Raw genomic sequence first — 26357 nt, 5'->3', positions numbered from 1 at the left:
GCCGGTCCGGAACCGGCCACCGAACCGGCGCCCCCGACGCCGGCGGAGCTCACTGCCGGCCGCACCCACCGGCTGACCCGTCTCCTCCGCCGGGGCTGACATCCCGCCGGGTTCCGGCCCGTCAGGTCCCGGCGGGCGCCTCCGGCAGCACGACGATCCCGTCGCGGTCGGCGCACAGCCACGCGCCCTCCCGGAAGGTCACGCCGGCGAAGACGACCGACCGGCCCGCCTGTCCCGAGTGCAGCCCCCGCTCGCTCTTGCGCGGGAACGCACCGAGCGCACGGATGCCCAGGGGCTGTTCGGCGAGCTCGTCGGCGTCCCGGATGTATCCGTACACGACCAGGCCGGCCCAGCCGTTGGCCGCGGCGGAGACGGCGAGGTTCCCGCCGACCAGGCCGCAGCGCCGCGATCCCCCGCCGTCCACGACCAGCACGCGGCCCTCGCCCGGGCTCTCGACCGCCTGCTTGATCAGCGTGTTGTCCTCGAAGACCTTCAGCGTGGTGATCGGCCCGGCGAACCGGAGGTTGCCGCCGAAGATCTGGAACACCGGGTCGCAGACCTGGATCTCGGGGTGTGCGTCGCACAGGTCGGTGGTGGCGGGGGTGGTCATCCGGCCATCCTGCCGCCCCGGCCCGGGGGGCGTGCCCGGCCGGTGCCGACCGGCGCCCGCCGCAGCCCATAGATTTCCGTCGTGACTTCGGGGGAACGGGCGCCGGGCGGACGGCGACTGCTCGTGCTGCTCCTGCTGCACTCGGCGCTCACCCAGGTGATCACCTTCGTCCTGCGGCCCACGTCGGCGTACCGGGCACTCGAACTGGACGTGCCCGCCGCCTGGCTGGGCGCGCTCACCGCCTCCTTCGCCGTCGTTCCCCTGGTGCTGGCCGTGCCGTCGGGTCAGGCGACCGACCGCTTCGGGGAGCGGCGGGTGATGCTCGTCGGGGCGGTGCTCATGGCGGCGTCCGGCGCGGTGTTCGCGACCGAGCGCGGAGGCGCGGCGGGGCTGGTCGTGGGCAGCGTCGTCCTGGGCACCGGGCACCTGCTGTCGGTGGTCGGGCAGCAGGCGGCGGTGGCGAACTCGGCGGGCCCGGGCCGGTTCGACACGGCGTTCGGCTACTACACGTTCGCCGCATCGCTGGGGCAGGCCGCCGGGCCGGCCCTCATCACGCTGATCGGCGGCAGCGGGGCACTCCCCGACACGACCCCGATCTTCCTCACCGCCACGGCGCTGGGGGTGGTGCTGCTGGTCTGCACGGCATTCCTGCGGATGCCGGCCCGGGAACGGGCCGTCGGCGCGGCGGAGAGCGGCGGCATGGGCGTCCTGCTGCGTCTGCCCGGGCTGCTGCGGGCCCTGCTGATCAGCTGCGTCGTGCTCGCGGCCGTGGACATCACCCTCGTCTACCTACCGGCGCTCGGCAGTGATCGCGGCCTGGCCGCGGGCGTGGTGGGTCTCCTGCTGACGCTGCGCGCCGTCGCCTCGATGACCTCGCGCCTGTTCCTGGGTCACCTGGTGCGGCTGGTCGGCCGGCGCCGGCTGATGATCGTCAGCGTGGCCCTGTCGGCGGGGTCGATGGCGGTCCTCGCCGTTCCCATGCCGACGCTGGCGATGGCGGCGGTCGTGGTCCTGCTGGGCCTGGGCCTGGGCGTCGGTCAGCCGCTCACCATGTCCTGGCTGGCCGAGGTGGCACCGGCCGGTCTGCGGGGACGGGCGATGTCGCTGCGGCTCACCGGCAACCGGCTGGGCCAGGTGCTCATCCCGAGCGCGGTCGGCCTGGTGGCCGCCGGGGTGGGCGCGGCCGGGGTGCTGGCGGCCACCGCCGGGGCCCTCGCGGCCGTCGCGGTCGCGGCCCGCCGGCTGGCCGTGGACGGCGGTCCGGGCACCTAGTTCCGTGCAGGAGCCGCCGCAGCGATCCGCCCGACCAGGGCGTCGGTGAACTCGCCGGTCGAGGCCTCGCCGCCCAGGTCCCGCGTGCTGACCCCGCCGCGGACCGCCGCCCGGACACCGTCCTCCACCCGCACCGCGGCGTCGACCGCCCGCTGGTCGCCGTGCCGGCGGCCCAGCCAGTCGAGCAGCATGCCGGCGGACAGCATCATCGCGATCGGGTTCGCCAGTCCCTCGCCGGCGATGTCGGGCGCGGACCCGTGCGCGGCCTGCGCCATGCACCGGTCGTCCGAGGCGTTGATCGACGGGGCCATCCCCAGCGAGCCGGCCAGCTCGCCGGCCATGTCGGAGAGGATGTCGCCGAACATGTTCTCGGCCACCAGCACGTCGAAGGCCGCCGCGCGCCGCAGCAGGTGCACCGTCATCGCGTCGATGTGGAAGTCGTCCACCACGACGTCGGGATAGCCCTCCGCGACCTCCAGGCAGATCCGCTTGAACAGCCCGGAGCTCAGCTGCAGGACGTTCGCCTTGTGGACGATCGTCAGCCTCTTCCGCCGGCGCCGCGCCAGGTCGAACGCGGCCCGGGCGATGCGCTCGACCGCCGGCCGGGTGAAGACGCCGTGGCAGATCGCCACGTCGGCCGTGGGCATGAACTCGCCCGTGCCGGCGTGGGTGTTGCGGTCGGCGTAGAAGCCCTCGGTGTTCTCGCGGACGATCACCAGGTCCGTGTCGGGCGCGATCGCCGTCCCGCTGCCGAATCCGCGGGCGGGGCGGATGTTCGCGTACAGGTCGAAGTGCTTGCGGATGGCCCCGCTCGGGTTCAGCTGGCTCCGGAACGGCTCGGGGTAGGCGGCGCTGTCGTGCGGCCCCAGCAGCCAGCCGTCCATGCCGGCCAGCGCCTCGAGGGTCGCCGGCGGGATGGCGCTGCCGTGCTCCTCGATGGCCGAGGCGCCGAGCGGCAGCTCCTGCCAGTCGACGGGATCGGCGCCCGCCGCGGCGAGGGCGGCGTCGACCACCCGCACGGACGCGGGGACGATCTCGGGCCCGATGCCGTCGCCCAGCATCACGCCCAGGCGGTAGCGGCGGTTCGTGGTCATCTCTCTCCTCGGGCTACTCGGACGCGGGGGCGGTGACGGCGGGCTCGTCCAGGACCCACCAGGTGCGGACGTTGACGAACTCGCGGATGCCGGCCGCGGCCAGCTCCCGGCCGTAGCCGCTGGCGCGGGTGCCGCCGAAGGGCAGGCGGACGTCGGAGGCGACGACGGCGTTGACGAAGACCGCGCCCGACCGGATCCGCCGCGCCACGGCGATCCCCCGCTCCGGATCGGCCGTCCACACGCTCGCGCCGAGGCCGAACCGGGTGTCGTTGGCGACGCGGACGGCCTCGTCGTCCCCGTCGGCCACGATCACCGTGGCGACCGGGCCGAAGATCTCCTCGTCGTAGGCCGGCTGACCGGGCGCGACGTCGGCGAGCACGGTGGGCGCGTAGAAGGTGCCCGGGCCGTCGAGCCGGCGGCCGCCGGCCAGCAGCCGGGCGCCCTTCGCGACCGAGGCCTCGACCTGCCGGTGCACGCCGTCCAGGAGGTCCGCGCGGGCCATCGGGCCGACGTCGGTGCCGGGCGCCTCCGGATCGCCGACGGTGAGCGACTCCACCTCGGCGACCAGCAGCCGGGTGAACTCCTCGGCGCCGGACGCCTCGACGACGAACCGCTTCGGCGAGATGCAGCTCTGGCCGGCGTTGAGGTAACGACCCCGGGCGGCCATGGCGGCGACCCGCGGCAGGTCGGCGTCGGCCAGGACGACGAACGGGTCCGAGCCGCCCAGCTCGAGCACCGACTTCTTGATCGCGTCGCCCGCGGCGGAGCCGACGGCGCGGCCGGCCCGCTCGCTGCCGGTGATGGTGACGGCGCCGATGCGCGGGTCGCCGATCAGCCGGCGGGTGACGGCCGGGACGTCCGGCTCCGCGATCACCAGAGCCGCGAACAGCCCGTCCGGTGCGCCGGCGTCGGCCAGGACGCGCTGCACCGCCAGTGCGCAGCCGGTGGTGTTGGGCGAGTGCTTGAGCAGCGCGGCGTTGCCGGCCATCAGCGCCGGGGCGGCGAACCGGAGCACCTGCCACAGCGGGAAGTTCCACGGCATGACGGCGAGGACGACTCCGACCGGCTCGTAGCCGATCCAGCTGCGGTCGGCGGAGGTGGCCACCGGCTCGTCGGCGAGGAACTCCCCCGCGTGGCCGGCGTAGTAGTCGCACGCCGTCGCGCACTTCTCCACCTCGGCGCGGGACTCGGCCAGCGGCTTGCCCATCTCGCGGGTGACCAGGAGCGCGAGCTGCTCGACGTCGGCCCGCAGGATCTCTGCCGTGCGGCGGAGGACGGCGGCCCGCTCGGGGTACGGCAGCGCCGCCCAGTCGACCTGCGCGGCGGCCGCCCGGTCCAGGGCGGCGTCGACGTCGGCGTCGGAGAAGGCCGGGTACTCGGCCAGGCGTTCCCCGGTCGCGGGGTTCACGGTGACGACGGTGCTCATGCCGACGTGGCGCTGTCGCCCTGGCGCACGGGTCCAGCGCCGCGGTCGCTGTCGGACAGGTGCTCGAACGTCTCACCGGTGGCGGTGATCGTGCGGGTGACATCGCGGCCGCCGTAGACCCAGTAGATCGTCATCGACCCCTCGCCGCGATTGCGGAAGCAGTGCGGGACGCCGGCGGGCACCCAGGTGGCCTGGCCGGCGACGAGGTCGAACTCGTCGTCACCGACGACGGCGGTGGCCTCGCCCTCGAAGACCAGGACGGTCTCCTCGACGTTGTGCGAGTGCAGCGGGATGCCGGTGCCCGGCGAGAACACCGTCATCCCGGTGGTGACCCGGTTCTCCGCGCAGTTCCACTTGCCGACGAACGGGATGGTGACGACACCGTTGCCGCGGTTGAAGCGCTCGATGTGCTCCGGTCGCAGGACCATCGACGGCGGGGCCGGCTGGCCGGAGGGGCCGGCGGCGGTCATGCGGACACCTCCGACGTGTGCGTGGACAGCAGCTCGCCGGCCGTGTTGACCTGGCTGCCGGGGACGAGCACGCGCTCGGCGACCTGCCGCCACCGCGCGAAGTGCGGGGACGCCTTGTGGGCCTCGAAGGCCTCGGCGTCGGTGTAGAGCTCGTACAGGAAGAAGCGGTTCCCGTCGGCGGCGACCGCCGAGACGTCGAAGCGCAGGCACCCCGGTTCGTCGCGCACGGAGGCCTCGGCGTTCGCCGCCATACCGGCGAGGAACTCCTCCCGCGCGCCGGGGCGCACCTGCATCTGGACCACCAGGCTGAACATTCGCCGTTCTCCGCTTCTGTCGGGGTAGCTGTATGCCGTACTGTATACAGCAACAAGTACAGCTGAGCGCGCAAGGGGTCGACATGCAGGAAGCACGGATCGCGCCGCCCACCCTCCGGGACTTCGGGACGCGGGTGCTCTCCTCGCTGGGCGTCCCGGCCGAGGACGGCGCCCTCGTCGCCGACAGCCTCGTCCATGCCGATCTCTGGGGGCACCAGTCGCACGGTTTCCTGCGCCTGCCCTGGTACGCCGCCCGGCTGCGGTCCGGGGCGATGCGCGCCGTCACCGACCCGGCGGTCCTCTCCGACACCGGGCCGCTCGTGCTCCTCGACGGCCGCGACGGGATCGGTCAGGTGCTCACCGAGCGCGCCCGCCGGCTCGCCGTGGAGCGGGCGCGCACCCACGGGGTGGGCGTGGTCGGGGTGCGCAACTCCAACCACTTCGGCACGGCCATGTACTTCACCCGCCGGGCCGCGCGGGACGGGCTCGTCGCCGTCCTCACGACCAACGCGAGCCCGGCGATGGCGCCCTGGGGCGGGCGGGAGAAGGTCCTGGGCACCAACCCGTGGTCGATCGCGGCACCCGGGCCCGACGGCCGCGTCGTCGTGGTGGACATCGCGAACACCGCGGTGGCCCGGGGCAAGATCTACCTGGCGAGGAACCGCGGCGCGGCCATCCCGGAGACCTGGGCCCTCACCGCGGACGGGGCGCCGACCACGGACCCGGCGGAGGGGGTGCTGGGCGTGATCCTGCCCATGGCCGGGCACAAGGGGTACGCGATCACCTTCCTCATGGACGTGCTGTCGGGCGCCCTGACCGGCAGCGCCGTCGGCACCGGGGTGCACGGCCCGTACGAGGCCGGCGAACGCAGCGGCTGCGGGCACCTCTTCCTCGCCCTCGACCCCGATGCCTTCGGCGACCGGGCCGGGTACGAGGCGCGGGTGCGGCAGCTGATCGACGAGGTGAAGGCCGTTCCGCTGGCCCAGGGCTTCGACGAGGTGTTGTACCCCGGCGAGCTGGAGGACCGCGCCGAGGCGGCGAATCTCGCCGCCGGCGGGGTCGTGCTGGCCGAGCAGTCCCTGTCCGACCTGCGTGCGCTGGCCGCCGAGGCGGGGGTGCCCTTCCCGGCGGAGGAGGACCGATGACCGCTGCGTCCGAGGGTGTCGAGGCCCACGCCGGCAGGACCGACGTCAGCAAGGCCGATCTGGTGCACCGCCGGCTCAAGGAGGAGATCGAGCTCGGCGAGCTGGCGCCCGGCACGCCGCTGTCGGAGCTCGGGCTCGTCGAGCGCATGGGCGCATCCCGGACCCCCGTGCGGGAGGCGCTGCGCCGGCTGGCCGCCGAGGGCCTGGTGGACCTGGTGCCCCGGCAGGGCGCCCGGGTGTCGCGCGTCTCGCTGCGGAGCGTCCGCGATCTGTTCGACTTCCGCGGGCTGCTCGAACCGGCGGCGATGCGTCAGGCCACCGAGGCCGCGGCGGCCGACCCGGAGCTGCGCCGGGCCTTCGCCTCGATGCGGACCGAGTTCACCCGCATCGCGCGCCGGGCCCCCTCGCAGGCACGCTCGCGCGCCTTCTACGACCTGGCCGACCGGTTCGACTGGGCGATCATCGGCGCCACCCGCAACGAGCACCTGCGGCGCACGATCGCCGAGCTGCGGCCGCACACCGCGCGGCTGCGGAACCTCTCGCACGTCGACCCGCAGCGCGTCGAGGTCTCGGTCGGCGAGCACCTGCGCATGTGCGACGCCCTGCTGGCCGGGGACGCTGACGGCGCGGCGGCCGCGATCGCCGAGCACCTGGCGCAGAGCCTCGAGACGATCTTCCGCAACCTCGCGCGGGGTCCGGGCGAGGGCCTGGACCTCCTCGGCTGAGGAAGGACCTCGTCTCCCCCACCCTGCGCACGCTCAGGCCGGGACCCGGGACAGGGGCTCTAGGAGGAAGCCTTCACCGCCAGCACCGGGCAGTGCGCGTCGAGCAGGACCCGCTGCGCCTGGCTGCCGGTGATCAGCTTGCCGGTGGGGGTGCGCCGGCGCAGGCCGATCACGATCAGGCTCGCCTTGACCCGGTCGGCGATGTCGACGAGCTCGTCGGACGCCTCGTGCCCGCTGACGTGCTGGTCGATCTCGTACACCACCCCGGCGCCGTCGAGCTTCGCGCGCACGGCGGCGAGGGCCTCCTCCGAGGCGAACCGGCTGTCGACCAGGGAGTCGCCGCGCGAGGTGTTGACCACGTGCAACGGCTCCTCCCGCAGACGCGCCTCGCTGATGGCGGCGGTCAGCGCCGCCTCCCCCTCCGGTGTGGGGACGTAGCCCACGACGATCGTCATGCGGGCAGCGTCGCCGACCGCGGGGACGGCGTCAGCATTGCGGACCTAACGGACGTTTCGGTCGTTGCGTCCACGCCGGGAAGGTGTCATCGGATGGCCCCCGCGGAGTCACGCCGCGAGCGTGCGAGCGGTGAGGGGCAGGTGGTCCTCCGTCAGCCCGGCCGGCGCTGTCCCCGCAGGGTGAACCGGCGCTCCGGCCGGCCCGCGGTCCCGTACCGCTGCCGCACGTCGGCCTCCTGCAGGGCGACCAGCTGCTCCAGGTAGCGCCGGGCGCTGACCCGGGCCAGCCCGGTCCGTTCGCTGCACTCGGTGGCGGAGAGCCCCTCCCCGCCGGCGGCGGCGAGCGTCGCCCGCACCAGCTGCAGCGTCTCGGGCGCGATGCCCTTGGGCGTCGGCGGCCCGGCCGGCCGGTCCGCGGAGCCGCGGGAGAGGCCGAACAACCGGTCGACGTCGACCTGACCGGCCTCCTCGAGCTCGCCGAGGTCCTCGCGCAGGGCGGCGTAGTCGCGCAGCCGCGCCGCGAACGTCGCCCGGTCGAAGGGCTTGACCAGGTAGTGGAGGACGCCGCCGTGCAGGGCACTGCGGATGCTCTCGACGTCGCGGGCCGCGCTGATCACCAGCACGTCGACCTGGGACCCGCTCGCCCGCAGCCGCCGGAGCACCTCCAGGCCGGTCATGTCCGGCAGGTAGACGTCGAGCAGCACCAGGTCCGGCCGCAGGCGCTCGACCTCCTCCAGCGCCTGGGCGCCCGTGGACGCCGTGCCGACGACCTCGAAGCCGGGGAGCGCCGTCACGAACCCGGCGTGGACCTTCGCGACCATGAAGTCGTCGTCGACGATGAGGACGCCGATCATGCGTCCACCAGCGCGCCGTCGACCGTCTCGGGATCGGCGGGCAGCCGGGCGGTGAACGTGGATCCGCCCGTCGAGCTCGCCGTCACGTCCCCGCCCCGGCGGGTGCACACCAGGTGCACGAGCGAGAGCCCGATGCCGCGCTCCCCCTGGCCACCGGCCTTGGTGGACACCCCGCGGCGGAAGATCTCCCGCTCCATGCCCGGGGGCACGCCCGGGCCGGAATCCCGCACCACCACGTCGACGTCCCCGTCGACCAGCCCGAGGCCGACCTCCACCCAGCGCTGCGGCGCGGTGGACGCTGCGTCCAGCGCGTTGTCCACGAGGTTGCCGACGACGGTGGCGACGTCGCTGCTGAGCTGGTCGCCGAGGACCGGGAGGGCCGACTCCGGCGCGATCCGCAGGTCGACGCCGAGCTCCGCGGCCTGGCTGGCCTTGGCGATGAGCAGCGCCGCGACCGAGGGGTCCCGCACGGCCGCGGTGACCTCGCTGCTGAACTCCGACCGGCTGGAGCTGACCCGGTGCACGAACCGCACTGCCTCCTCCGCCTCGCCCAGCTCGATGAGGCCGGCGATGGTGTGCAGCCGGTTGTCGAACTCGTGGGCCTGGGCGCGCAGGGTGTCCGTGACGTGCCGGGTGAGGTCCAGCTCGCGCCGCAGCTCCAGCAGCTCGGTGCGGTCCCGCAGGGTCGTGACCGAGCCGATCGGCCGCCCCCGGCTGGAGATGGGCAGGCGGTTGAGGATCAGCACCCGGCCGGCGCTGGGCACCGGGCGGTCACGCTCCACGTCCGAGGAGAGCAGGGCGTCGAGCAGCTCCTCCCCCACCCCGAGCTCGGTCAGCGTGCGGCCGATGGCGTCGCCGGGGATGCGCAGCAGCCGGATGGCCTCGTCGTTGACGAGGGTCACCCGCCCGCGCAGGTCCAGCCCGACGATGCCCTCGCGGATGCCGTGCAGCATGGCATCCCGGTGCTCGACCAGGCCGGCGATCTCCAGTGGCTCCAGGCCCAGCGTCTGCCGCTTCACCCGGCGGGCGACGAGCAGCGATCCCCCGATGCCGAGCGCGCTGGCCAGCCCGAGATAGGTGAGCAGGTTCGGGGCCGCGGCGGCCAGCCCGTCGAGCACCGAGGGATAGCGACGGGTGACCACGACGAAGGCGGCGGCCTCCCGCCGGGGTCCGGTCAGCACCGGCACCATGGCGACGGCGGCCGGGCTGCCGGCGACCTCGCGCTCCCCCAGCCATGCCCGGCCGGTGAGGACGGTGCTGTCACCAACGGGGTACCGGTCCCCGAGCTGCGCCGGGTCCGCGCTGGCGATGACGGTGCGGTCGGCGAGTGCCACCACGACCGACTCGGAGCCGGAGACGCTGCGCGTGCTCTCGGCGGCGATCCGGACGTAGGCCACGCCACGCTCGGCCACCGCCTCGCGGAAGATGCGGGCGTTGGCCAAGGTCTCGGCGACGGCCAGGGCCCGCCGCCCCTCCGTCTCCTCCGCCCGCTGGGTCGACTGGGCGACGGTCACGGCGGCGACGCCGGCGAGCACCACGCAGATGATGACCACCTGCAGCGCCAGCAACTGGCCGGCCAGGGAGAGCCGCCGCCGGGTCACCTGCGTCTCCTGACGTCACGAGGGAGGAACGGACGGGATGCGGCCAGTCCAGCACGGCCGCGGCGCCGGCCGGGCGTGGACACAAGGACCACAAAGCTCATTGCGCACTCAAGGGTGACACGGCCCACTCCCGTCGCCATCTTTCCTTCAAACGGCGGGAACCCGCCGGACACACAGGAGGACACAATGCGCACTGCTTCCCTGCGGAAGCTCACCGTCGGCGCCCTCAGCGGGCTCGCCGCCGGGCTCGTGCTCACCGGGTGCGGCACCACCGCCGAGGGCGGCTCGGCGTCCGAGGGCGGCGGCGAGGGCCCGATCAGCGGCCTGCGGCTGATGGTCCCGAACTCCCCCGGCAGCGGGTACGACACGACCGGCCGCGAGGTCGCCAAGGTCCTGGAGGAGGAGGAGCTGGCCGCCAACATCGAGGTGTTCAACCTCGAGGGCGCGGGCGGCACCGTCGGCCTGCAGCGCCTGGTCAACGAGGAGGGCAACGCCGAGCTGCTCATGCAGATGGGGCTCGGCGTCGTCGGCGCCCAGTTCAGCAACCAGTCCGAGGCGACCCTCGACCAGACGACCCCGATCGCCAAGCTGATCGAGGAGGCCGAGGCGATCGTCGTCCCCGGCGACTCCCCGTTCCAGTCGATCGACGACCTGGTCACGGCGTGGAAGGCCGACCCGGGCAACACCCCCGTCGGCGGCGCCTCCAACCCGGGTGGCCCCGACCACCTGACCCCGATGCTCCTGGCGCAGGAGGTCGGCGTGAAGCCGGCCGACGTCAACTACGTGCCCTACGACGGCGGCGGCGAGCTGCTGGCCGGCATCCTCGGCGGGGACGTGGCCTTCGCCGCGACCGGCGTCGGTGAGGTGACCGAGTCCGCCGCGGCCGGTGACGTCCGCATCCTCGCGGTCACCAGCGAGGAGCCCGTCGAGGGGGTCGACGCCCCGACCCTGACCGAGGAGGGCGTGGACCTGGTCTTCGCCAACTGGCGCGGGATCGTGGCCGCCCCGGGCATCTCCGACGAGGACCGGCAGCGCTTCGTCGACGCCATCGAGGAGATGCACGGCAGCGACGCCTGGCAGCAGGTCCTGGAGGACCAGGGCTGGACCGACGCCTTCCTCACCGGTGACGAGTTCGGCGACTTCCTCACCGAGGAGAGCGAGCGGGTCCAGTCCGTCATGAGCGAGCTGGGCCTGGCATGAGTTCTGCCGCTCCCGGCGGCGCCAAGGAACAGGGCCGCTCCGAACTCGGGGTGGCCCTGTTCCTGGGGGCGCTCGGTGTCCTCGTCGTCGTGCAGGCGCTGCTCCTGCCGGAGAGCCGGATCGCCCGCGGTCCGGTCGGCCCGGCAGCGGTGCCGCTGGTCGTCGGCGGCCTGCTCGTGGTCGTCGCCGTCTTCCTGGCCGTCGACGTCTGGCGGGGTGGCCGCGGCGAGCCGGAGGGCGGCGAGGACATCGAGCTCACCGGCCGCAGCGACTGGACGACGATCGCGCTCCTGGCGGCGGCGTTCGTCGCCAACGCCCTGCTGATCGAGCCGCTCGGCTGGCCGATCTCCGGGGCGATCCTGTTCTGGGGCTCGGCGTTCGCGCTGGGCAGCCGGCACTACGTCCGCGACGCGATCATCGCCGTCGTCCTTGGCGTCGGCTCCTGGTACCTGTTCGTCCTCGGCCTGGGCATCGCCCTTCCCGTGGGCATCCTGAGGGGGATCCTCTGATGGGCGCGCTGACCGATCTGGCGGGCGGGTTCGCGACCGCCCTGACGCCGACGAACCTCATGTTCGCGCTGCTGGGTGTGCTGCTGGGCACCGCGATCGGCGTGCTGCCGGGCATCGGCCCGGCCATGACGGTCGCGCTGCTGCTGCCGCTGACCCGCAGCCTGGACGTCACCAGCGCCATCATCATGTTCGCCGGCATCTACTACGGCGGCATGTACGGCGGATCCACCACCTCGATCCTGCTGAACACCCCCGGCGAGAGCGCGTCGGTGGTCACCGCGATCGAGGGCAACAAGATGGCCCGGGCGGGCCGCGCGGCCCAGGCCCTGGCCACCGCCGCGATCGGCTCTTTCGTCGCCGGCACCATCGCCACGCTCCTGCTCGCGCTGGTCGCCCCCACCGTCGCCGACCTGGCCGTCGAGGTCTCGCCCGCCGACACCTTCGCCATCATGGTGCTCGCGTTCATCGCGGTGACCTCGGTCCTCGGCAGCTCCCGGGTCCGCGGGCTGGCCGCCCTGGGCCTCGGGCTCACGATCGGGCTCATCGGCATCGACCGCACCTCCGGGCAGCAGCGGCTCACCTTCGGCATCCCGCAGCTCGCCGACGGCATCGACGTGATCGTCGTGGCGGTCGGGCTGTTCGCCGTCGGCGAGGCGCTGTGGACGGCGGCCCACCTGCGCCGCCGGCCGATCGACGTCATCCCGGTGGGCAACCCCCGGATGAGCGGCGAGGACTGGCGGCGCTCCTGGAAGCCGTGGCTGCGCGGCACCGCGATCGGCTTCCCCTTCGGCGCCGTCCCCGCCGGTGGCGCGGAGATCCCGACGTTCCTCTCCTACGTCACCGAGAAGCGCCTGTCCAAGAAGCCCGAGGAGTTCGGCAAGGGCGCCATCGAGGGCGTCGCGGGCCCGGAGGCGACGAACAACGCCTCCGCCGCGGGCGGTCTGGTCCCCCTGCTGACCCTGGGCATCCCGACGACGGCGACGGCCGCGGTCATGCTGTACGCGATCCAGAGCTACGGGATCGAGCCCGGGCCCCGGCTGTTCGAGACCGAGCCGGAGCTGGTGTGGGGCCTGATCGCCAGCCTCTTCATCGGCAACACGGCGCTGCTGCTGCTCAACCTGCCGCTGGCACCGCTGTGGGCCCGGCTGCTGCGGATCCCCCGCTCGTACCTCTACGCGGGGATCCTCTTCTTCGCCAGCCTGGGGGCCTACGCGGCCAACGCCTCGTCGTTCGACCTGATCCTGCTGCTGGTGATCGGCGCCCTGGGGTTCACGATGCGGCGGTACGGGTTGCCGCTGCTTCCGGCCATCATCGGCGTCATCCTCGGCCCCTACGCGGAGGAGGAGCTCCGCCAGGCGCTGCAGATCAGCAACGGCCAGCTCGACGGGCTCGTCACGCCGATGTCGACGATCGTCTACGTGATCGTCGCGCTGGTCCTGCTCTGGCCGCTGGTCCGCCTGGCGCTGCCCCGCAAGGCGGCGGTGCCGGTGCTGGCGGAGGCGGTGCACGAGATCGAGGAGGCGCACCACCACACCGGGCTCACCACCGCCGTCTCGGTGGAGCGGCACGTCGGCGACCACGTCGGCGACCCGGCCGGCAGGAAGCCCGACTCCGGGGAGCCGAGCGGCCCCTGAGGTCGGTGTGCCTGCGTGCACGGAGCGGAGGCCGGGGGCGCAGGAGACTGCGTTCCCGGCCTCCGTGCCGTCGCACGGGGCAGACTGACCGTCATGGACCACGGCCGCGAGCAAGGGGTCTCATGCGCCCGCTGATCGGCATCACCACCTACCGCGAGACGGCGCAGTGGGGCACCTGGCACGTGCCCGCGGTGCTGCTGCCGGCCTCCTACGCGGACGCCGTCGCCGAGGCCGGCGGGGAGCCCGTGCTGCTGCCGACGGGCGCGGTCAGCGCCGCGGTGGTCGACCGGCTGGACGGGCTGGTCGTCGCCGGCGGCGCCGACGTCGACCCCGCGCGTTACGGCCAGTCGGCGGGGCCGCACACCACCGTCGTCCGGCCCGAGCGTGACGAGTCCGAGCTCACCGCGCTGCGGGCCGCCCTCGACCGCGACCTGCCGGTGCTGGCCATCTGCCGCGGCATGCAGCTGCTCAACGTGGCGCTCGGCGGCGACCTCGTCCAGCACCTGCCCGACGTCGAGAACACCGGGACGCACGATCCCGGCCCGGGGCGGTACCAGCAGCGGCAGGTGCGCACGCAGCCCGGGACACGGCTGCACCAGCTGCTGGGCGCGACGGCGCCCGTGGCCTGCCACCACCACCAGGCGGTCGCCCGGATCGCGCCGGAGCTGACGCCGTCCGCCTGGGCCGAGGACGGCGTGGTGGAGGCGGTCGAGGCGGCCGACCGGAGGTTCTGCCTCGGGGTGCAGTGGCACCCGGAGGAAGGGCTGGACCACCGCTTGTTCGCAGCCCACGTGGCAGCCGCGCGGTAGCGGGCCGGGAAACTACCGCGTCCAGATCTTGTGCGGGGCGAACGCGCAGCTCTAGGGTCCGGTCCCCCACCCGGGACCAGCGAGCCGCCTGAAGGTAGGACCCGCATGAGCACCAGTGAGCCTGTGACCCGCGCCGACGAGCCGGCGCAGCACGACAGCGACACACAGCGGCTCCACCAGCTCGGGTACGCCCAGGAGCTCGCCCGGCACATGTCCGGGTTCTCGAACTTCGCGGTCTCCTTCACGATCATCTCGATCCTGTCCGGCTGCCTGACGCTGTACGCGTTCGGGCTGAACACCGGTGGGCCGGCCGTCATCGTCTGGGGTTGGCCGATCGTCGGGCTGATGACCCTCTTCGTCGGCCTGGCCATGGCGGAGGTCTGCTCGAGCTTCCCCACGGCCGGCGGCCTGTACTACTGGGCGGCCAAGCTGGCGAAGAAGAACAGTGCCGCGTGGTCGTGGTTCACCGGCTGGTTCAACTTCCTCGGCCAGGTCGCCGTGACCGCCGGCATCGACTTCGGCGCCGCCTTCTTCCTCAACGCGTTCCTGGACCTGCAGTTCGGCTTCGATACCCGGCCGTGGCACACGATCCTGCTCTTCGGCCTGATCCTGCTGGTCCACGGCGCGATTAACCAGTTCGGCGTCCGCATCGTGGCACTGCTCAACGACGTCAGCGTCTGGTGGCACGTCGTCGGCGTCGCGGTCATCGTCGGCGTCCTCGCGTTCGTCCCTGACAGCCACCAGTCCGCGTCCTTCGTGTTCACCGAGTTCGTGAACAACACCGGCTGGCAGTCCGGTCTCTACGTCGCGCTGATCGGGCTGCTGCTCGCGCAGTACACCCTCACCGGGTACGACGCCTCGGCGCACATGACCGAGGAGACGAGGGACGCGTCGGTCTCGGGGCCGCGCGGCATCGTCATGTCGATCGTCGTCTCGGTGATCGCCGGCTGGGTGCTGCTGGTCGGACTCACGTTCGCCATCCAGAGCTACGACAACGCGCTGGCGGCCCCCGACACCGGCGTCCCGCCGGCGCAGATCTTCGTCGACGCGGTGGGTGTCACGGGCGGGAAGCTGCTGCTGCTCATCGCCATCGGCGCCCAGCTGTTCTGCGGCATGGCGTCGGTCACCGCCAACTCGCGGATGATCTACGCGTTCTCGCGCGACGGTGCGCTGCCCGCCTCGCACCTGTGGCACCGCATCAACCCCCGCACCCGGACGCCGACCAACGCGATCTGGCTCGCCGCGGGCGGCGCCTTCCTGCTCGGACTGCCCTACCTGTGGAACGTGACCGCGTACGCGGCGGTCACGTCGATCGCCGTGATCGGGCTGTACATCGCCTACGTGCTCCCGACCTTCCTCCGGCTGCGCCAGGGCGACGACTTCGAACGGGGCCCCTGGCACCTCGGCCGGTGGAGCCGGCCGATCGGCATCATCGCCGTCACCTGGGTGGCCTTCATCACCGTGCTGTTCATGCTCCCCCAGGTCAGCCCGGTCACGGCCGAGACCTTCAACTACACGCCCGTCGCCGTCCTGGTGGTGCTCGGTTTCGCCGGGATCTGGTGGGTCGTGTCGGCCCGCACGTGGTTCACCGGCCCGAAGGTCCAGGGCTCGCCGGAGGAGCTGGCCGCGGCGGAGCGGGAACTGGAGAGCCTTGCCTGATCAGATGCGGCCTGACGCCCCTCGTCCGGCCCTCACCGTCGAGGACCTGCGCCGGCAGGTGGACCACGGTGACGTGGACACCGTCCTGGTCGCGTTCACCGACATGCAGGGCCGCCTGCAGGGCAAGCGGCTGCACGCCCGGTACTTCCTGGACGTCGTCCTGGAGCACGCCACCGAGGGGTGCAACTACCTGCTCGCCGTCGACGTCGACATGAACACCGTCGAGGGCTACGCGATGTCGTCGTGGTCGACCGGCTACGGCGACTTCGTGATGCAACCCGACCTGTCGACCCTGCGGCGGGTGCCCTGGAACCCCGGCACGGCGATGGTGCTGGCCGACCTCCGCTGGGAGGACGGCAGCCCGGTCGTCGCGTCCCCACGCCAGGTGCTCGCCCGGCAGACCCAGCGCCTGGCCGACGCCGGGATGCGGGCCTACGTCGGCACCGAGCTCGAGTTCATCGTCTTCCGGAACACCTACGAGCAGGCGTGGGACGCCGGCTACCGCGACCTGACGCCGGCCAACCAGTACAACGTCGACTACTCCGTCCTGGGCACCGCGCGGATCGAGCCGCTCCTGCGGCGCATCCGCAACGACATGACCGGCGCCGGCCTGGTCGTCGAGTCGGCCAAGGGCGAGTGCAACCTGGGCCAGCACGAGATCGCCTTCCGCTACGACGAGGCGTGCCGCACCTGCGACGGCCACGTCGTCTACAAGAACGGCGCCAAGGAGATCGCCGCCCAGGAGGGCATGGCGCTGACCTTCATGGCGAAGTACGACGCGCGCGAGGGCAACTCGTGCCACATCCACTGCAGCTTCCGGGGCACCGACGGGTCGCTGGTCATGGCCGACGACGGCGCCCCCGACGGCCTGTCCGACGTCGGCCGGTCCTTCGTCGCCGGGCAGCTCCGGTACATGCGCGAACTGACCCTGCTCCTCGCACCCAACATCAACTCCTACAAGCGCTACGTCGAGGGCTCGTTCGCCCCGACGGCGCTCCGCTGGGGCCGCGACAACCGCACGTGCGCGTTCCGCCTCGTCGGCCACGGGGCCTCCCTGCGGCTGGAGAACCGGATCCCGGGCGGTGACGTGAACCCCTACCTCGCCACGGCGGCCGTGGTCGCCGCGGGGCTGGCCGGGATCGAGGAGCAGCTGGAGCTGGAGCCGGCCCACGAGGGCAACGCCTACGGCGACCCGGACGCCGAGCACGTGCCGACCGGCCTCGGCGAGGCGCTGGACCTCTGGCGGGGCAGCGAGTTCGCCCGCACTACATTCGGCGACGACGTGGTCGACCACTACGCGAACATGGCCGCCGTCGAGCTGGCCGCCTTCGGCCGGGCGGTCACCGACTGGGAGCGCATCCGGGGGTTCGAGCGGTTGTGAGGGAGCTCGCGAGCTCACCGACCAGCACGGCAGCGCCGCGGACGCGGGCGACGAGCGCCAGCGAGGAGCAGGAGTGAGCAGCACGTCCTACGACGTCGTCAACCCGGCCACCGAGGAGGTCCTCACCACCGTCCCACTGGCGGACGTCGCCGCGACGGATGCGGCCGTGGCCCGGGCCCGGCGGGCGTTCGACTCCTGGCGTCAGGTGGCGCCGTCCGACCGGGGCCGCCTCCTGCGCCGGTTCGCGGAGCAGGTCGAGGACCACCTCGAGGAACTGGCCCGGCTGGAGGTGCGCAACGCCGGGCACACGATCGGCAACGCCCGCTGGGAGGCGGGCAACGTGCGCGACGTCCTGACCTACTACAGCGCGGCGCCCGAGCGGCTGCTCGGCAAGCAGATCCCCGTGGCCGGCGGCGTGGACATCACCTTCCACGAGCCGCTGGGCGTCGTCGGCGTGATCGTGCCCTGGAACTTCCCGATGCCGATCGCCGGATGGGCGTTCGCACCTGCTCTCGCCGCCGGCAACACGGTCGTGCTCAAGCCCGCCGAGCTCACCCCGCTGACGGCGATGCGCCTGGCCGAGCTGGCCACGGAGGCGGGACTGCCGGAGGACGTGTTCACGGTGCTCCCGGGCAGGGGCTCGGTCGTCGGGCAACGGCTCGTGGAGCACCCCGACGTGCGCAAGATCGTCTTCACCGGCTCCACGGCGGTCGGCAAGGGCGTGATGGCCGGCTGCGCCCAGCGGGTCAAGCGGGTGACCCTGGAGCTCGGCGGCAAGAGCGCCAACGTCGTCTTCGCCGACGCAGACCTGGAGAAGGCCGCGGCGAGCGCGCCCTACGCCGTCTTCGACAACGCCGGGCAGGACTGCTGCGCCCGCTCCCGGATCCTCGTGCAGCGATCGGCCTACGACCGGTTCATGGACCTGCTGGAGCCGGCGGTCAAGGGCGTGCGGGTCGAGGACCCGGGGCTGGACACCGCCGAGATGGGGCCGCTGATCAGCCGCGGCCAGTGGGAGCGGGTCGCCTCCTACGTCCCCGACGACGCGCCGGTGGCCTTCCGCGGCAGCGTGCCCGACGGCCCCGGCTTCTGGTTCCCGCCGACGGTGCTCGCACCGGTCGATCCGAGCGACCGTGCGGTCACCGAGGAGATCTTCGGCCCCGTCGTCGCCGTCGTGCCGTTCGAGGACGAGGCGGACGCGATCGGCATGGCCAACCAGGGCGAGTACGGGCTGTCCGGGTCGATCTGGACGCGCGACCTCGGTCGGGCGCTGCGGGTCTCCCGCGGCATCGAGGCCGGCAACCTGTCGGTCAACAGCAACTCGTCGGTGCGCTACTCCACGCCGTTCGGCGGCTTCAAGCAGTCCGGTCTCGGCCGCGAGCTCGGGCCGGACGCGCTGCACTCCTTCACCGACGAGAAGAACGTGTTCCTGGCGACGGAGGGCTGACGGTGGACGAACAGGCAGTGGTGCGGCGGCTGGTGGGCCGCGTCGCGGTGGTGACCGGCGGCGGCAGCGGCATCGGGCTGGCAAGCGTGCGCCGCCTCGCCGCGGAGGGCGCGCACGTCGTCGTCGGCGACGTCGACCCCGAGGCGGGCAAGACCGCCGCGGACGAGGTCGGCGGGCTGTTCGTCCAGGTCGACGTCACCTCGCCCGAGCAGGTCGACGCGCTGTTCCAGGCGGCCGTCGACACGTTCGGCGGTCTGGACGTCGCGTTCAACAACGCCGGCATCTCCCCGCCGGACGACGATTCCATCCTGGTCACCGGCCTCGACGCCTGGCGCCGGGTCCAGGAGGTGAACCTGACGTCGGTCTACCTCTGCTGCAAGGCCGCCATCCCGCACATGCAGGCGCGTGGGCGCGGCTCGATCATCAACACGGCGTCGTTCGTGGCGCGCATGGGCGCGGCGACCTCGCAGATCTCCTACACGGCGTCGAAGGGCGGCGTGCTCGCGATGTCCCGGGAGCTCGGCGTGCAGTTCGCGCGCGAGGGCATCAGGGTCAACGCGCTGTCACCGGGGCCGGTGAACACCCCGCTGCTCCAGGAGCTCTTCGCGAAGGACCCGGAGCGGGCGGCCCGCCGCCTCGTGCACATCCCGATGGGCCGGTTCGCCGAAGCTGACGAGATCGCGGCCGCCGTCGCCTTCCTCGCCTCGGACGACTCCTCGTTCATCACCGCGTCCGAGTTCCTGGTGGACGGCGGGATCAGCGGCGCCTACGTGACGCCGGTCTGAGCCACCGGCGGTTCGGACGAACCGCCGTCAGCGGGTCGGCGGCTCGGGGATCAGCGCTTGCAGATCGCGCACGTAGACGCCGGTCCCGTGCCCGAAACCGGACACCACGGGCTGGAGCCGGACGCCGACGGTGGCGACGGCCCGGTCGAGCAGGGTCCGCGGCCGGGGCATCCGGACCCGCTCCCCGGAGACGGTGAGCACGAGGACGGCGGCCACCACAGCCAGGACCGCGACCGAGCCGACCGCGACGGGCAGGCCGGCGGCATCGGCGAGCAGACCGATCGCGGGCGGACCACCGAGCAGCCCCGTGTAGCCCACGGTGGTGGCCAGCGCGATGCCCCGGGCGCCACCGAGCAGGCCGGCGCGGCCGATCGCCAGCGGGAAGACGTTGGCCAGGCCCAGTCCCACGAGCACGAAGCCGGCCAACGCGACCGCGAGCGAGGACGTGGTCACTGCCGCGACGGCACCCGCCGCGGCCAGCAGCGCACCGCCGACCAGGAGCCGCCGCTCCCCCATCGCCTGGAGGAGACGGCTCCCGGCCAGCCGGCCGCAGGCCATCGCGAGGGAGAAGCCGGCGTACCCGGCGGCGGCCACGGCGGCCGGCGCGCCCAGGTGCTCGCGCAGCAGCAGCGCGCCCCAGTCGGTCAGCGCGCCCTCGCCGAACGCGGTGCAGCCCGCGATCGCGCCGAGCACCACGAGCACCGCCGTCGGCCGGCGCGTCGCCCCGCCCGGGCGGGTGGCCGCATCGGGGGCCGCGCCCCGGCCGGCGCCGACGAGGGCGGGCAGGGCCCAGGCGCTGACGAACAGGCCCGCCGCGGCGACGAGCGCCAGGTGCCCGGCCACGCCGAGCACCGACGAGACCGCGCCGCCGACGAGCGCCCCGGCGAGCCCGCCAAGGCTGAAGCCGGCGTGCAGTCCGGAGAGGATCGGCCGGCCGACGCTCGCCTCCACCTGCACCCCGACGGCGTTGGCCGCGACGTTGACCATGCCGGTGGCGGCGCCGAAGGCGAAGAGGGCGACGCACAGGGCGGTCACCGAGGACACCAGCCCCGGCAGGAGGGCGGCCGCCGACACCGCGACCGCACCGGCGGCGCTCACCGGCCCGGCGCCGAACCGGGCGCACCAGGCGCCCGTGAAGCGCATGCAGACCAGCGCCCCGAGGGACAGGCAGAGGAGCGCGATCCCGAGCGTGCTGTGACCGGCGCCGACGTGGGCTGCGACGTCCGGCACCCGGGCGGCCCAGCTGCCGAAGACCGCGCCGTCGAGCACGAACAGGGCGGTGACGGCGGCACGGAGCCGCGCGACGGACGGCGGGGGGACGCGGGTGGCGGCCGACCGGACACGGCCGGGAACCGGCACGCGGGCGCGCGGCAGCAGGGACAGGGCGGGCATGGCGGACCTCTCGAAGACGCCGGCCACTCGCGTCTTCGGGAGGTGGCCTGGAGGCGGGGGACGGAGCACACGACCTCGGGCACCCGTCTCCACGGTGACAGGCATCGGGAGCCGTCGCCGCTCCACGAGCCCGTCCGACGGGGTGAGTGTGCCCACTCCCCCGTCACAGGAACCTCAGATGCTCCGCCAGCGCCCTTCCGTCGCGTTCCCGGCGGGGTTGGACTCGAAGACGTTGCCCTCGGTCGGCGGCACGTCGTCGTTCGCGACGGCCATGCGCTGGAAGAGCGGCCCGACCAGCACGTCGAAGACCCCCGGCACGAGCCGGAAACCGAGAGTGATCAGCGGGTTGAACAGGCCCGCCTGCACCACCCTGCGGGGCCGGTCCAAGGTCGACAGGACCGCCCGGGCCACCCGCTGCGGCGAGTACACCGGCGGCGGCGGCCGGCCCGTGCTGCCGGTCCAGGTCGCCCCCTGGAAGTAGATGGGCGTGTCCACGCCTCCCGGCTGGACGGCCGACACCGAGATGCCCGGCTCGTCCCGGGTCTCCTGCTGGAGGACGCGGATGAGGCCGAGCTGGCCCCACTTGGCGGTGACGTAGCTGCCCATCAGCGGTGCGGCGATGTTGCCGAGCAGCGAGTTGACGACGACGAGGTGGCCGGCGCCCTGCGTGCGGAACACCGGCAGGACCGCTCGCGCCACGTTCGCCGTGCCGTGCAGGGACACGTCGACGACCTGCTCGTACACCTCACACGGCAGGTCCTCGATGCGGCCGTAGGCCATCACCTGCGCCGAGTGGACGACGACGTCCAGGCCGCCGAACTCGGTGACCGCGTCGTCGACGGCGGCCTGGACCGCGTCCGGGTCGGTGACGTCCGCGGGCCGGACCAGCGCGGCCCCCGCCCCGGCGGCCAGCGCCTCTGCCGCTGCTTCCTCCAGGGACTCGCGGGCGCGGGCGACCAGGACCAGGCGCGCCCCCCGGCCGGCCAGCTGGACGGCCGTCGCGCGCCCGATACCGCTGGAGGCACCGGTGACGAGAACCGTCTGCGGGCGCTCGGGATCCGTCGGTGTGGGCACGGGCTCAGCTCCTCGGGGCCGGACGGGGGGCGATCGACCCGCCCGCCTCGGCTCGGCGTTCCCGGGCCGCTACCCCGGTGCCCGCCCCGTCATGCCGACGGCGCACGACCGATCTCGTCGAGCAGCGCCAGGAGCCACGTCGGCCCGGCCACCGCGGTACCCGCCGGCAGGCGCGCGCGCAGCCCGCGGTCGGCGGTGACGACGAGCAGCGCGACGGCGTCGGCCACCAGCCGCGCGGCGCACGCGGCGAGGGCGTCGTCGCCGCTGCCGGTCGCCCTCTCCACCCGCACGCCGGCGGGTGCCGGCACGTCCCGGGCCGCGCCCTCGACGACCGCGACCACGCCGTCGCAGACGACCCCTTCCCCGTCCGGTCCCGCGATGCGGCGACCGGGCAGCCCGGCGAGACGGTCGAGAAGCCGTCCGGCCGCGCCGACGCGGTCGCGCCACCAGCCGTCCGGACGCGCACCGACGACGTTGGCCGCGTCGACCAGCAGCACGGTCACGTCCGTCCTCCGTCCGGGTGGCGTTGATCACCCGGACGGGCGACCGCGCTCCCTCGTCGTTTGCTCCCGGCTCCCGGCGGCAACCGGCATCCGGATCGCAGGGGTTCCACACAGACGCACCGGCACGAAGGAGATCCAGATGGCCGGCACCGACCACACCAAGCATGACGGCAGCCAGCACGACCCGACGCGTGAGATCCGGCGCGAGGCCACGGCGCCCATCCCGGCCGAGGGCGCCACGGCGCCCATCCCGGCCGAGGGCGCCACGGCGCCGCGCGGCACGGCCCGCGAGGCGGTGGCCGCCCAGCGCGCCGTGTTCGGCGGGATCAAGTGGGGGGCGGCGTTCTTCGGCTGGCTGTCGGCCAACGGCCTGGCCGTGCTGCTGGTGGCCATCCTGTCGGCGGCCGGGGTCGCCCTCGGCCTGGCCCAGGGCGTCGACAGCGCCGACGAGGCCGCCGAGCAGGTGGAGACGCTGGGCATCGGCGGCGGGATCGCCGTCCTCGTCGTCCTGTTCGTCGCCTACCTGGCCGGTGGGTACGTCGCCGGGCGCATGGCCCGGTTCGACGGCGCCCGCCAGGGGATGGCGGTCTGGCTGATCGGGCTGCTCGTCGTCCTGGTGCTGGCCGCGGCCGGCGCCCTCCTCGGCGCGCAGTACAACGTGCTGCAGCAGCTGAACCTGCCGCGCATCCCGGTCGACGAGGGCACGGCCACCACCGCCGCGATCGTCACGCTCGTGGCCATCCTCGTGGTCACGCTCCTCGGCGCGCTGATCGGCGGCAAGACCGGCGAGCGGTACCACCGCAAGGTCGACCGCGCCGGCTTCGACGCCTGAGGAAGGACCCCCTGCCCGTCCAGGGCACCGCCCCGAGCGTGCGAGCGGGGAGAGGGACGGGGTCCTTCCGGGGCTCCTTTCCATACGCTGCGGGCATGTGCCGGAACATCCGCCCGCTGTCGAACTTCGAGCCGCCGGCGACCCACGACGAGATCCAGGCCGCGGCCCTCCAGTACGTGCGCAAGATCAGCGGCACGACCCGGCCGTCCCGGGTCAACGCCGAGGCGTTCGACCGGGCCGTGGCCGAGGTCGCCGCCGCCTCGACGCGGCTGCTCGACGCCCTCGTGACCACCGCCCCGCCCAAGGACCGCGAGGTGGAGGCGGCGAAGGCCCGGCAGCGGGCGGCCCTGCGCTACGGCACCTGAGAGCCGGCCGGCGGTTGCGGGCAACCGGCATGACGCCGGACGCCCGGGGTAGGGAGGGCGGACCCCACCCCTTTTCGAGGAGTTCGCCATGGCCCGCAACACCCTGTCCCGCACGCTGCACGACCTCGGTCTGTCCGCATGGTTCGGCGGCACGCTCGCCAACGCGGTCGCCCTGAACGCCGCCGCGGGCGAGGCCGGGACCGATTCGGCGACCGGCCGGGTGGCCAACGCCGGCTGGGACCGATGGACGCCGGTCAACGCCGTGGCCATCGGCGCCCACCTTGTCGGCAGCGTGGGCCAGCTGCGGGCCAACAAGCAGCGCGTGGCCGCCCAGGAGGGCGTCGCCGGCATGTCGACCCTCAAGACGCTGGTCACCGCCGCTGCCCTCGGCGCGACCGCGTACAGCCGGGTCCTCGGCAAGCGGGTCTCGCTGGCCGGCTCCGTGCCGTCCAAGTCGGGCACGAAGCCGAGCAAGCGGACCAAGGCCGTCCAGGCCGACGTCGCGGCAGCCCAGCAGCAGCTGGACACGCTGCAGTGGGTCATCCCCGCCCTCACCGGCACGCTCGTGGCCATCAGCTCCTACGCCGGTGAGCAGCAGCGTCCCAGTGAGGTGGCCAAGGGCGTCACCGGCTGACGCCGCTCCCCCCGGCCCGGGGGTCGACCTGTCGTCGGATCGAGTGGTCGACCTGTCACCCGTCCGCGGCCGGCCGCGTGCGAGCGCCGGCGGCCGGGGCGTACCGTCCTCGGTCGCCGGGGCACCCGGCCCCGGCCCGGGTGGAGGGGTGGCCATGCCCGAGGCGGACGGCCGGCCTGCGGGACGGGCGGGCGGCGGCGAGACACGGCAGGAGCGGATCAACCGCGAGCTGATCGAACTGCTCAACGAGCTGCGCGTGGCACTGCCCGGCGTGCAGTTCCTCTTCGCCTTCCTGCTGATCGTCCCGTTCTCGCAGGCGGCCGACCGGATCAGCGACTTCCAGCGGGACGTGTACTACGCCGCACTGCTGTCGGCGGCGGTCGCCACCGCCCTGCTCATCGCGCCGGCCGCCCAGCACCGGGTGCTCTTCCGGCAGCACGACAAGGAGGGCCTGCTCCGCCGTAGCAACCAGTCCGCCTTCGCCGGGCTCCTCGCTCTGGCGCTGGCGATCTGCTCGGCCATCCTGATGGTGGTGGACGTGCTGTTCTCGCGGACGCAGGCCTGGGTGACGGCCGGGACCGCCGCCGCCCTGCTGTTGTGGTGGTGGGTCCTGGTCCCCTTCTGGAAGCGCTCGCGGAACCAGCAGGACGAGCCCGACGAGCCCGACGACTGAGGGGGCGTCCGCCGGTGCGCCGGCCGGGGTGGGCTAGAACTCCTGCATGAGCGCCAGCACCCCCACCGACCCCTTCGTCCTGCGCCGGGCACGGTTCGCCGAGCTGACGCCGTTCGAGGTGTATGCGCTGTGCCGGCTGCGGGTGGACGTCTTCGTCGTCGAGCAGGAGTGCCCGTATCCGGAGCTGGACGGCCGCGACACCGAGCCCGCCACCGTGCACGTGTGGCTGGAGTCGGACGGCGAGGTGGCCGCGACGATCCGGGTCCTGGACGACGGGGCGACCCGGGCCATCGGCCGGGTCGCCACCGCGGCGCCCTTCCGGGGCCGGGGCCTGGCGGCCCGGCTGATGGCCGAGGGCATCGCGATGTGCGAGGGACTCCCCATCACGTTGGGCGCGCAGGCACACCTGGAGAACTGGTACGGGCAGTTCGGCTTCCGGCGCAACGGACCTGGCTACGTCGAGGACGGCATCCCGCACGTGCCCATGCGCCGAGAGCCCGCCTGATCGACCGTCGCCCGGTCCGACCACGCGACGACGAGCACGTGCGGCACCGTGAGCGCGGCCAGGAGCGGCAGGTCGGTGGCCACGAGGCCGCGCCAGCCGCCGGCCCACGACCAGAGGCAGACCAGCACGACCCCGACCGCGCCGGTCGGGCCGGCGGCGACCAGGGCGAACCGGCGCATCGGCCGGCCGAGCACTCCGGCCGCGAGCTCGGCGGCGTTGGCCGGGTCCTCGGCGACGACCCGCGCGACGTGCCGCAGGGAGTGCCAGGCCCCGAAGTACACGCCGAACGCGGCCAGGGGCGGCACGACGACGGCCAGGGCCGTCAGCACGGCGACGTCGACGGCCTCCAGCCACCGGCGCCGCCGGGCCCGGGTGGCCGCCAGCACCGCCGCAGCACCGACGCTCGCCACCAGGACGACGGAGGTGCCGGCGCCGGGCGGACCGCCCCATCCCGGAGCCACGGCGGCGGTCAGCGCGGCCACGTCACCGGCGGGGGCGTCGAGCCCCCGGAGCAGCGGCACCAGGAGGACGACGGCGCCGAGGATGAGCGAGGCCGCCGGCCGCGGACGCACCGGCCGCCCGGCACGCAGGTCGGCGAACGCGGTCTCGCCGCTGCCGAAGTGCCACACCGAGAGGAGCACGAAGACCGCGAGCGACGGGCCGGGCGCCGCCCGGAAGACGAGATACGCCACGGCGGCCAGAGCGGCGTACCCGAGGCCGAACGACGCCAGCCGGGCCGGGCGCCAGCCCAGCCGCCAGGCGGGCACCAGGTGGTCGACCGCACCGTGCGGGAGGCCGAGGAGCAGCCCGGCGACCAGCACCGTCCAGGAGGCGGCACCCCAGCCGCCGGGGACCACGAGCTCCACCGCCAGGACCGCTCCGGCGAGGGCCAGGGACAGCCGCGTGGCGGCACGGGCCGGGGCCGCGAATCGATCGCCGACGCCGCCGACGGCCTCCGGGCCGGCGTCCGCGGCGGTGGACCGCTCCGGCAC

28 protein-coding genes are annotated in these 26357 nt (G+C 73.9%); 16 read left to right on the top strand and 12 right to left on the bottom strand.

The genetic code is table 11. The features are described 5' to 3' along the window. Window positions 1-121: 121 nt before the first annotated feature. Window positions 122-610: a ribonuclease E activity regulator RraA gene (gene rraA / locus ACFSHS_RS21190; protein WP_376880536.1), complete on the bottom strand. Its 489-nt coding sequence runs from the start codon at window positions 608-610 to the stop codon at window positions 122-124. Between the two features lie 81 nt (window positions 611-691). Here rraA and ACFSHS_RS21185 point away from each other — a divergent pair, with 81 nt between their 5' ends. After that, window positions 692-1882 carry an MFS transporter gene (locus ACFSHS_RS21185; protein ID WP_376880534.1) on the top strand — a complete coding sequence of 397 codons (1191 nt, stop codon included), beginning with the start codon at window positions 692-694 and terminating at the stop codon, window positions 1880-1882. On the opposite strand, the gene ACFSHS_RS21180 is transcribed toward ACFSHS_RS21185, so the two are convergent. From ACFSHS_RS21180 to ACFSHS_RS21165, 4 genes are read right to left on the bottom strand one after another with little or no spacing between them, the layout of a single operon-like run. After that, a complete protein-coding gene (locus ACFSHS_RS21180; RefSeq protein ID WP_376880532.1) occupies window positions 1879-2976 on the bottom strand; it encodes an isocitrate/isopropylmalate dehydrogenase family protein in 1098 nt (365 codons plus the stop codon). The genes ACFSHS_RS21185 and ACFSHS_RS21180 overlap by 4 nt on opposite strands. A 13-nt stretch (window positions 2977-2989) precedes the next feature. After that, window positions 2990-4402, bottom strand: coding sequence for an NAD-dependent succinate-semialdehyde dehydrogenase (locus ACFSHS_RS21175; protein WP_376880529.1), 1413 nt, complete (start codon window positions 4400-4402; stop codon window positions 2990-2992). After that, on the bottom strand, window positions 4399-4872 hold the full coding sequence (locus ACFSHS_RS21170) for a cupin domain-containing protein (RefSeq protein ID WP_376880527.1): 474 nt from the start codon (window positions 4870-4872) through the stop codon (window positions 4399-4401). Before ACFSHS_RS21170 ends, ACFSHS_RS21175 begins: the two co-directional genes overlap by 4 nt. Beyond that, window positions 4869-5186 carry a putative quinol monooxygenase gene (locus ACFSHS_RS21165; protein ID WP_376880524.1) on the bottom strand — a complete coding sequence of 106 codons (318 nt, stop codon included), beginning with the start codon at window positions 5184-5186 and terminating at the stop codon, window positions 4869-4871. Before ACFSHS_RS21165 ends, ACFSHS_RS21170 begins: the two co-directional genes overlap by 4 nt. Before the next feature lie 83 nt (window positions 5187-5269). Between ACFSHS_RS21165 and ACFSHS_RS21160 the strand changes: the two genes are divergently transcribed. Next, the gene (locus ACFSHS_RS21160; RefSeq protein WP_376880522.1) at window positions 5270-6331 is read left to right on the top strand and encodes an Ldh family oxidoreductase; all 1062 of its coding nucleotides are present in this window, start codon (window positions 5270-5272) and stop codon (window positions 6329-6331) included. Continuing rightward, the gene (locus tag ACFSHS_RS21155; RefSeq protein ID WP_376880520.1) at window positions 6328-7056 is read left to right on the top strand and encodes a GntR family transcriptional regulator; all 729 of its coding nucleotides are present in this window, start codon (window positions 6328-6330) and stop codon (window positions 7054-7056) included. The genes ACFSHS_RS21160 and ACFSHS_RS21155 overlap by 4 nt, the downstream gene beginning before the upstream one ends. 59 nt (window positions 7057-7115) lie before the next feature. Here the strand turns inward: ACFSHS_RS21155 and ACFSHS_RS21150 are convergent, their stop codons facing one another. The 3 genes from ACFSHS_RS21150 to ACFSHS_RS21140 form a co-directional block, all read right to left on the bottom strand. Continuing rightward, window positions 7116-7511 carry a universal stress protein gene (locus ACFSHS_RS21150; RefSeq protein WP_376880518.1) on the bottom strand — a complete coding sequence of 132 codons (396 nt, stop codon included), beginning with the start codon at window positions 7509-7511 and terminating at the stop codon, window positions 7116-7118. Between the two features lie 152 nt (window positions 7512-7663). Next, window positions 7664-8365: a response regulator gene (locus ACFSHS_RS21145; RefSeq protein ID WP_376880515.1), complete on the bottom strand. Its 702-nt coding sequence runs from the start codon at window positions 8363-8365 to the stop codon at window positions 7664-7666. Beyond that, window positions 8362-9966 (bottom strand): sensor histidine kinase, encoded by a 1605-nt coding sequence (locus tag ACFSHS_RS21140; RefSeq protein WP_376880512.1) that lies wholly within the window; start codon window positions 9964-9966, stop codon window positions 8362-8364. The genes ACFSHS_RS21145 and ACFSHS_RS21140 overlap by 4 nt, the downstream gene beginning before the upstream one ends. Window positions 9967-10152: 186 nt before the next feature. Here ACFSHS_RS21140 and ACFSHS_RS21135 point away from each other — a divergent pair, with 186 nt between their 5' ends. From ACFSHS_RS21135 to ACFSHS_RS21100, 8 genes are all read left to right on the top strand, one after another. Next, on the top strand, window positions 10153-11166 hold the full coding sequence (locus ACFSHS_RS21135; RefSeq protein WP_376880510.1) for a Bug family tripartite tricarboxylate transporter substrate binding protein: 1014 nt from the start codon (window positions 10153-10155) through the stop codon (window positions 11164-11166). Beyond that, window positions 11163-11675, top strand: a complete 513-nt coding sequence (locus ACFSHS_RS21130; RefSeq protein ID WP_376880508.1) for a tripartite tricarboxylate transporter TctB family protein — start codon at window positions 11163-11165, stop codon at window positions 11673-11675. Before ACFSHS_RS21135 ends, ACFSHS_RS21130 begins: the two co-directional genes overlap by 4 nt. Beyond that, on the top strand, window positions 11675-13309 hold the full coding sequence (locus tag ACFSHS_RS21125; RefSeq protein ID WP_376880506.1) for a tripartite tricarboxylate transporter permease: 1635 nt from the start codon (window positions 11675-11677) through the stop codon (window positions 13307-13309). Before ACFSHS_RS21130 ends, ACFSHS_RS21125 begins: the two co-directional genes overlap by 1 nt. 122 nt (window positions 13310-13431) lie before the next feature. Then, window positions 13432-14118: a gamma-glutamyl-gamma-aminobutyrate hydrolase family protein gene (locus ACFSHS_RS21120; RefSeq protein ID WP_376880503.1), complete on the top strand. Its 687-nt coding sequence runs from the start codon at window positions 13432-13434 to the stop codon at window positions 14116-14118. A 105-nt stretch (window positions 14119-14223) separates the two neighbouring features. Further along, window positions 14224-15777, top strand: coding sequence for an amino acid permease (locus tag ACFSHS_RS21115; RefSeq protein WP_376880501.1), 1554 nt, complete (start codon window positions 14224-14226; stop codon window positions 15775-15777). 4 nt (window positions 15778-15781) lie between these two features. Then, window positions 15782-17158: a glutamine synthetase family protein gene (locus ACFSHS_RS21110; protein WP_376880498.1), complete on the top strand. Its 1377-nt coding sequence runs from the start codon at window positions 15782-15784 to the stop codon at window positions 17156-17158. Window positions 17159-17231: 73 nt separating this feature from the next. Next, a complete protein-coding gene (locus ACFSHS_RS21105) occupies window positions 17232-18602 on the top strand; it encodes an aldehyde dehydrogenase family protein (protein ID WP_376880495.1) in 1371 nt (456 codons plus the stop codon). Window positions 18603-18604: 2 nt separating this feature from the next. Then, the gene (locus ACFSHS_RS21100; RefSeq protein ID WP_458199562.1) at window positions 18605-19387 is read left to right on the top strand and encodes a 3-oxoacyl-ACP reductase; all 783 of its coding nucleotides are present in this window, start codon (window positions 18605-18607) and stop codon (window positions 19385-19387) included. 27 nt (window positions 19388-19414) lie between these two features. Here the strand turns inward: ACFSHS_RS21100 and ACFSHS_RS21095 are convergent, their stop codons facing one another. The 3 genes from ACFSHS_RS21095 to ACFSHS_RS21085 form a co-directional block, all read right to left on the bottom strand. After that, window positions 19415-20779: an MFS transporter gene (locus ACFSHS_RS21095; RefSeq protein ID WP_376880492.1), complete on the bottom strand. Its 1365-nt coding sequence runs from the start codon at window positions 20777-20779 to the stop codon at window positions 19415-19417. Between the two features lie 174 nt (window positions 20780-20953). Next, entirely contained in the window at window positions 20954-21853 is a 900-nt protein-coding gene (locus ACFSHS_RS21090; RefSeq protein ID WP_376880490.1) for an SDR family NAD(P)-dependent oxidoreductase, read from the bottom strand. A gap of 89 nt (window positions 21854-21942) precedes the next feature. Next, a complete protein-coding gene (locus ACFSHS_RS21085) occupies window positions 21943-22356 on the bottom strand; it encodes a hypothetical protein (RefSeq protein WP_376880487.1) in 414 nt (137 codons plus the stop codon). Between the two features lie 139 nt (window positions 22357-22495). Between ACFSHS_RS21085 and ACFSHS_RS21080 the strand changes: the two genes are divergently transcribed. The 5 genes from ACFSHS_RS21080 (at window position 22496) to ACFSHS_RS21060 (ending at window position 25365) form a co-directional block, all read left to right on the top strand. Further along, window positions 22496-23188, top strand: coding sequence for a hypothetical protein (locus tag ACFSHS_RS21080; RefSeq protein ID WP_376880484.1), 693 nt, complete (start codon window positions 22496-22498; stop codon window positions 23186-23188). A gap of 95 nt (window positions 23189-23283) precedes the next feature. Beyond that, window positions 23284-23553 carry a DUF2277 domain-containing protein gene (locus ACFSHS_RS21075; protein WP_376880482.1) on the top strand — a complete coding sequence of 90 codons (270 nt, stop codon included), beginning with the start codon at window positions 23284-23286 and terminating at the stop codon, window positions 23551-23553. 88 nt (window positions 23554-23641) lie between these two features. Next, window positions 23642-24187, top strand: coding sequence for a hypothetical protein (locus ACFSHS_RS21070; RefSeq protein ID WP_376880480.1), 546 nt, complete (start codon window positions 23642-23644; stop codon window positions 24185-24187). A 154-nt stretch (window positions 24188-24341) separates the two neighbouring features. After that, the gene (locus ACFSHS_RS21065; RefSeq protein ID WP_376880477.1) at window positions 24342-24860 is read left to right on the top strand and encodes a DUF6328 family protein; all 519 of its coding nucleotides are present in this window, start codon (window positions 24342-24344) and stop codon (window positions 24858-24860) included. 46 nt (window positions 24861-24906) lie between these two features. Further along, complete coding sequence (locus tag ACFSHS_RS21060) at window positions 24907-25365, top strand: GNAT family N-acetyltransferase (protein ID WP_376880475.1); 459 nt, start codon at window positions 24907-24909, stop codon at window positions 25363-25365. Here the strand turns inward: ACFSHS_RS21060 and ACFSHS_RS21055 are convergent. Beyond that, complete coding sequence (locus tag ACFSHS_RS21055) at window positions 25314-26357, bottom strand: Brp/Blh family beta-carotene 15,15'-dioxygenase (protein ID WP_376880473.1); 1044 nt, start codon at window positions 26355-26357, stop codon at window positions 25314-25316. The two genes, ACFSHS_RS21060 and ACFSHS_RS21055, sit on opposite strands and share 52 nt — an antisense overlap.

Source organism: Blastococcus deserti, from assembly GCF_042682525.1.
Lineage (GTDB): Bacteria > Actinomycetota > Actinomycetes > Mycobacteriales > Geodermatophilaceae > Blastococcus_B > Blastococcus_B deserti.
Note: the sequence above shows the minus strand (reverse complement) of the source record. Positions and strands in the feature narration are given on the sequence as shown.

Excerpts from the sequence above, each read along its gene's own strand:
- rraA (WP_376880536.1), bottom strand. The coding sequence starts at position 610 with ATGACCACCCCCGCCACCACCGACCTGTGCGACGCACACCCCGAGATC.
- ACFSHS_RS21180 (WP_376880532.1), bottom strand. The coding sequence starts at position 2,976 with ATGACCACGAACCGCCGCTACCGCCTGGGCGTGATGCTGGGCGACGGC.
- ACFSHS_RS21175 (WP_376880529.1), bottom strand. The coding sequence starts at position 4,402 with ATGAGCACCGTCGTCACCGTGAACCCCGCGACCGGGGAACGCCTGGCC.
- ACFSHS_RS21170 (WP_376880527.1), bottom strand. The coding sequence starts at position 4,872 with ATGACCGCCGCCGGCCCCTCCGGCCAGCCGGCCCCGCCGTCGATGGTC.
- ACFSHS_RS21165 (WP_376880524.1), bottom strand. The coding sequence starts at position 5,186 with ATGTTCAGCCTGGTGGTCCAGATGCAGGTGCGCCCCGGCGCGCGGGAG.
- ACFSHS_RS21160 (WP_376880522.1), top strand. The coding sequence starts at position 5,270 with ATGCAGGAAGCACGGATCGCGCCGCCCACCCTCCGGGACTTCGGGACG.
- ACFSHS_RS21155 (WP_376880520.1), top strand. The coding sequence starts at position 6,328 with ATGACCGCTGCGTCCGAGGGTGTCGAGGCCCACGCCGGCAGGACCGAC.
- ACFSHS_RS21150 (WP_376880518.1), bottom strand. The coding sequence starts at position 7,511 with ATGACGATCGTCGTGGGCTACGTCCCCACACCGGAGGGGGAGGCGGCG.
- ACFSHS_RS21145 (WP_376880515.1), bottom strand. The coding sequence starts at position 8,365 with ATGATCGGCGTCCTCATCGTCGACGACGACTTCATGGTCGCGAAGGTC.
- ACFSHS_RS21135 (WP_376880510.1), top strand. The coding sequence starts at position 10,153 with ATGCGCACTGCTTCCCTGCGGAAGCTCACCGTCGGCGCCCTCAGCGGG.
- ACFSHS_RS21130 (WP_376880508.1), top strand. The coding sequence starts at position 11,163 with ATGAGTTCTGCCGCTCCCGGCGGCGCCAAGGAACAGGGCCGCTCCGAA.
- ACFSHS_RS21125 (WP_376880506.1), top strand. The coding sequence starts at position 11,675 with ATGGGCGCGCTGACCGATCTGGCGGGCGGGTTCGCGACCGCCCTGACG.
- ACFSHS_RS21120 (WP_376880503.1), top strand. The coding sequence starts at position 13,432 with ATGCGCCCGCTGATCGGCATCACCACCTACCGCGAGACGGCGCAGTGG.
- ACFSHS_RS21115 (WP_376880501.1), top strand. The coding sequence starts at position 14,224 with ATGAGCACCAGTGAGCCTGTGACCCGCGCCGACGAGCCGGCGCAGCAC.
- ACFSHS_RS21110 (WP_376880498.1), top strand. The coding sequence starts at position 15,782 with ATGCGGCCTGACGCCCCTCGTCCGGCCCTCACCGTCGAGGACCTGCGC.
- ACFSHS_RS21095 (WP_376880492.1), bottom strand. The coding sequence starts at position 20,779 with ATGCCCGCCCTGTCCCTGCTGCCGCGCGCCCGCGTGCCGGTTCCCGGC.
- ACFSHS_RS21080 (WP_376880484.1), top strand. The coding sequence starts at position 22,496 with ATGGCCGGCACCGACCACACCAAGCATGACGGCAGCCAGCACGACCCG.
- ACFSHS_RS21075 (WP_376880482.1), top strand. The coding sequence starts at position 23,284 with ATGTGCCGGAACATCCGCCCGCTGTCGAACTTCGAGCCGCCGGCGACC.
- ACFSHS_RS21070 (WP_376880480.1), top strand. The coding sequence starts at position 23,642 with ATGGCCCGCAACACCCTGTCCCGCACGCTGCACGACCTCGGTCTGTCC.
- ACFSHS_RS21065 (WP_376880477.1), top strand. The coding sequence starts at position 24,342 with ATGCCCGAGGCGGACGGCCGGCCTGCGGGACGGGCGGGCGGCGGCGAG.
- ACFSHS_RS21060 (WP_376880475.1), top strand. The coding sequence starts at position 24,907 with ATGAGCGCCAGCACCCCCACCGACCCCTTCGTCCTGCGCCGGGCACGG.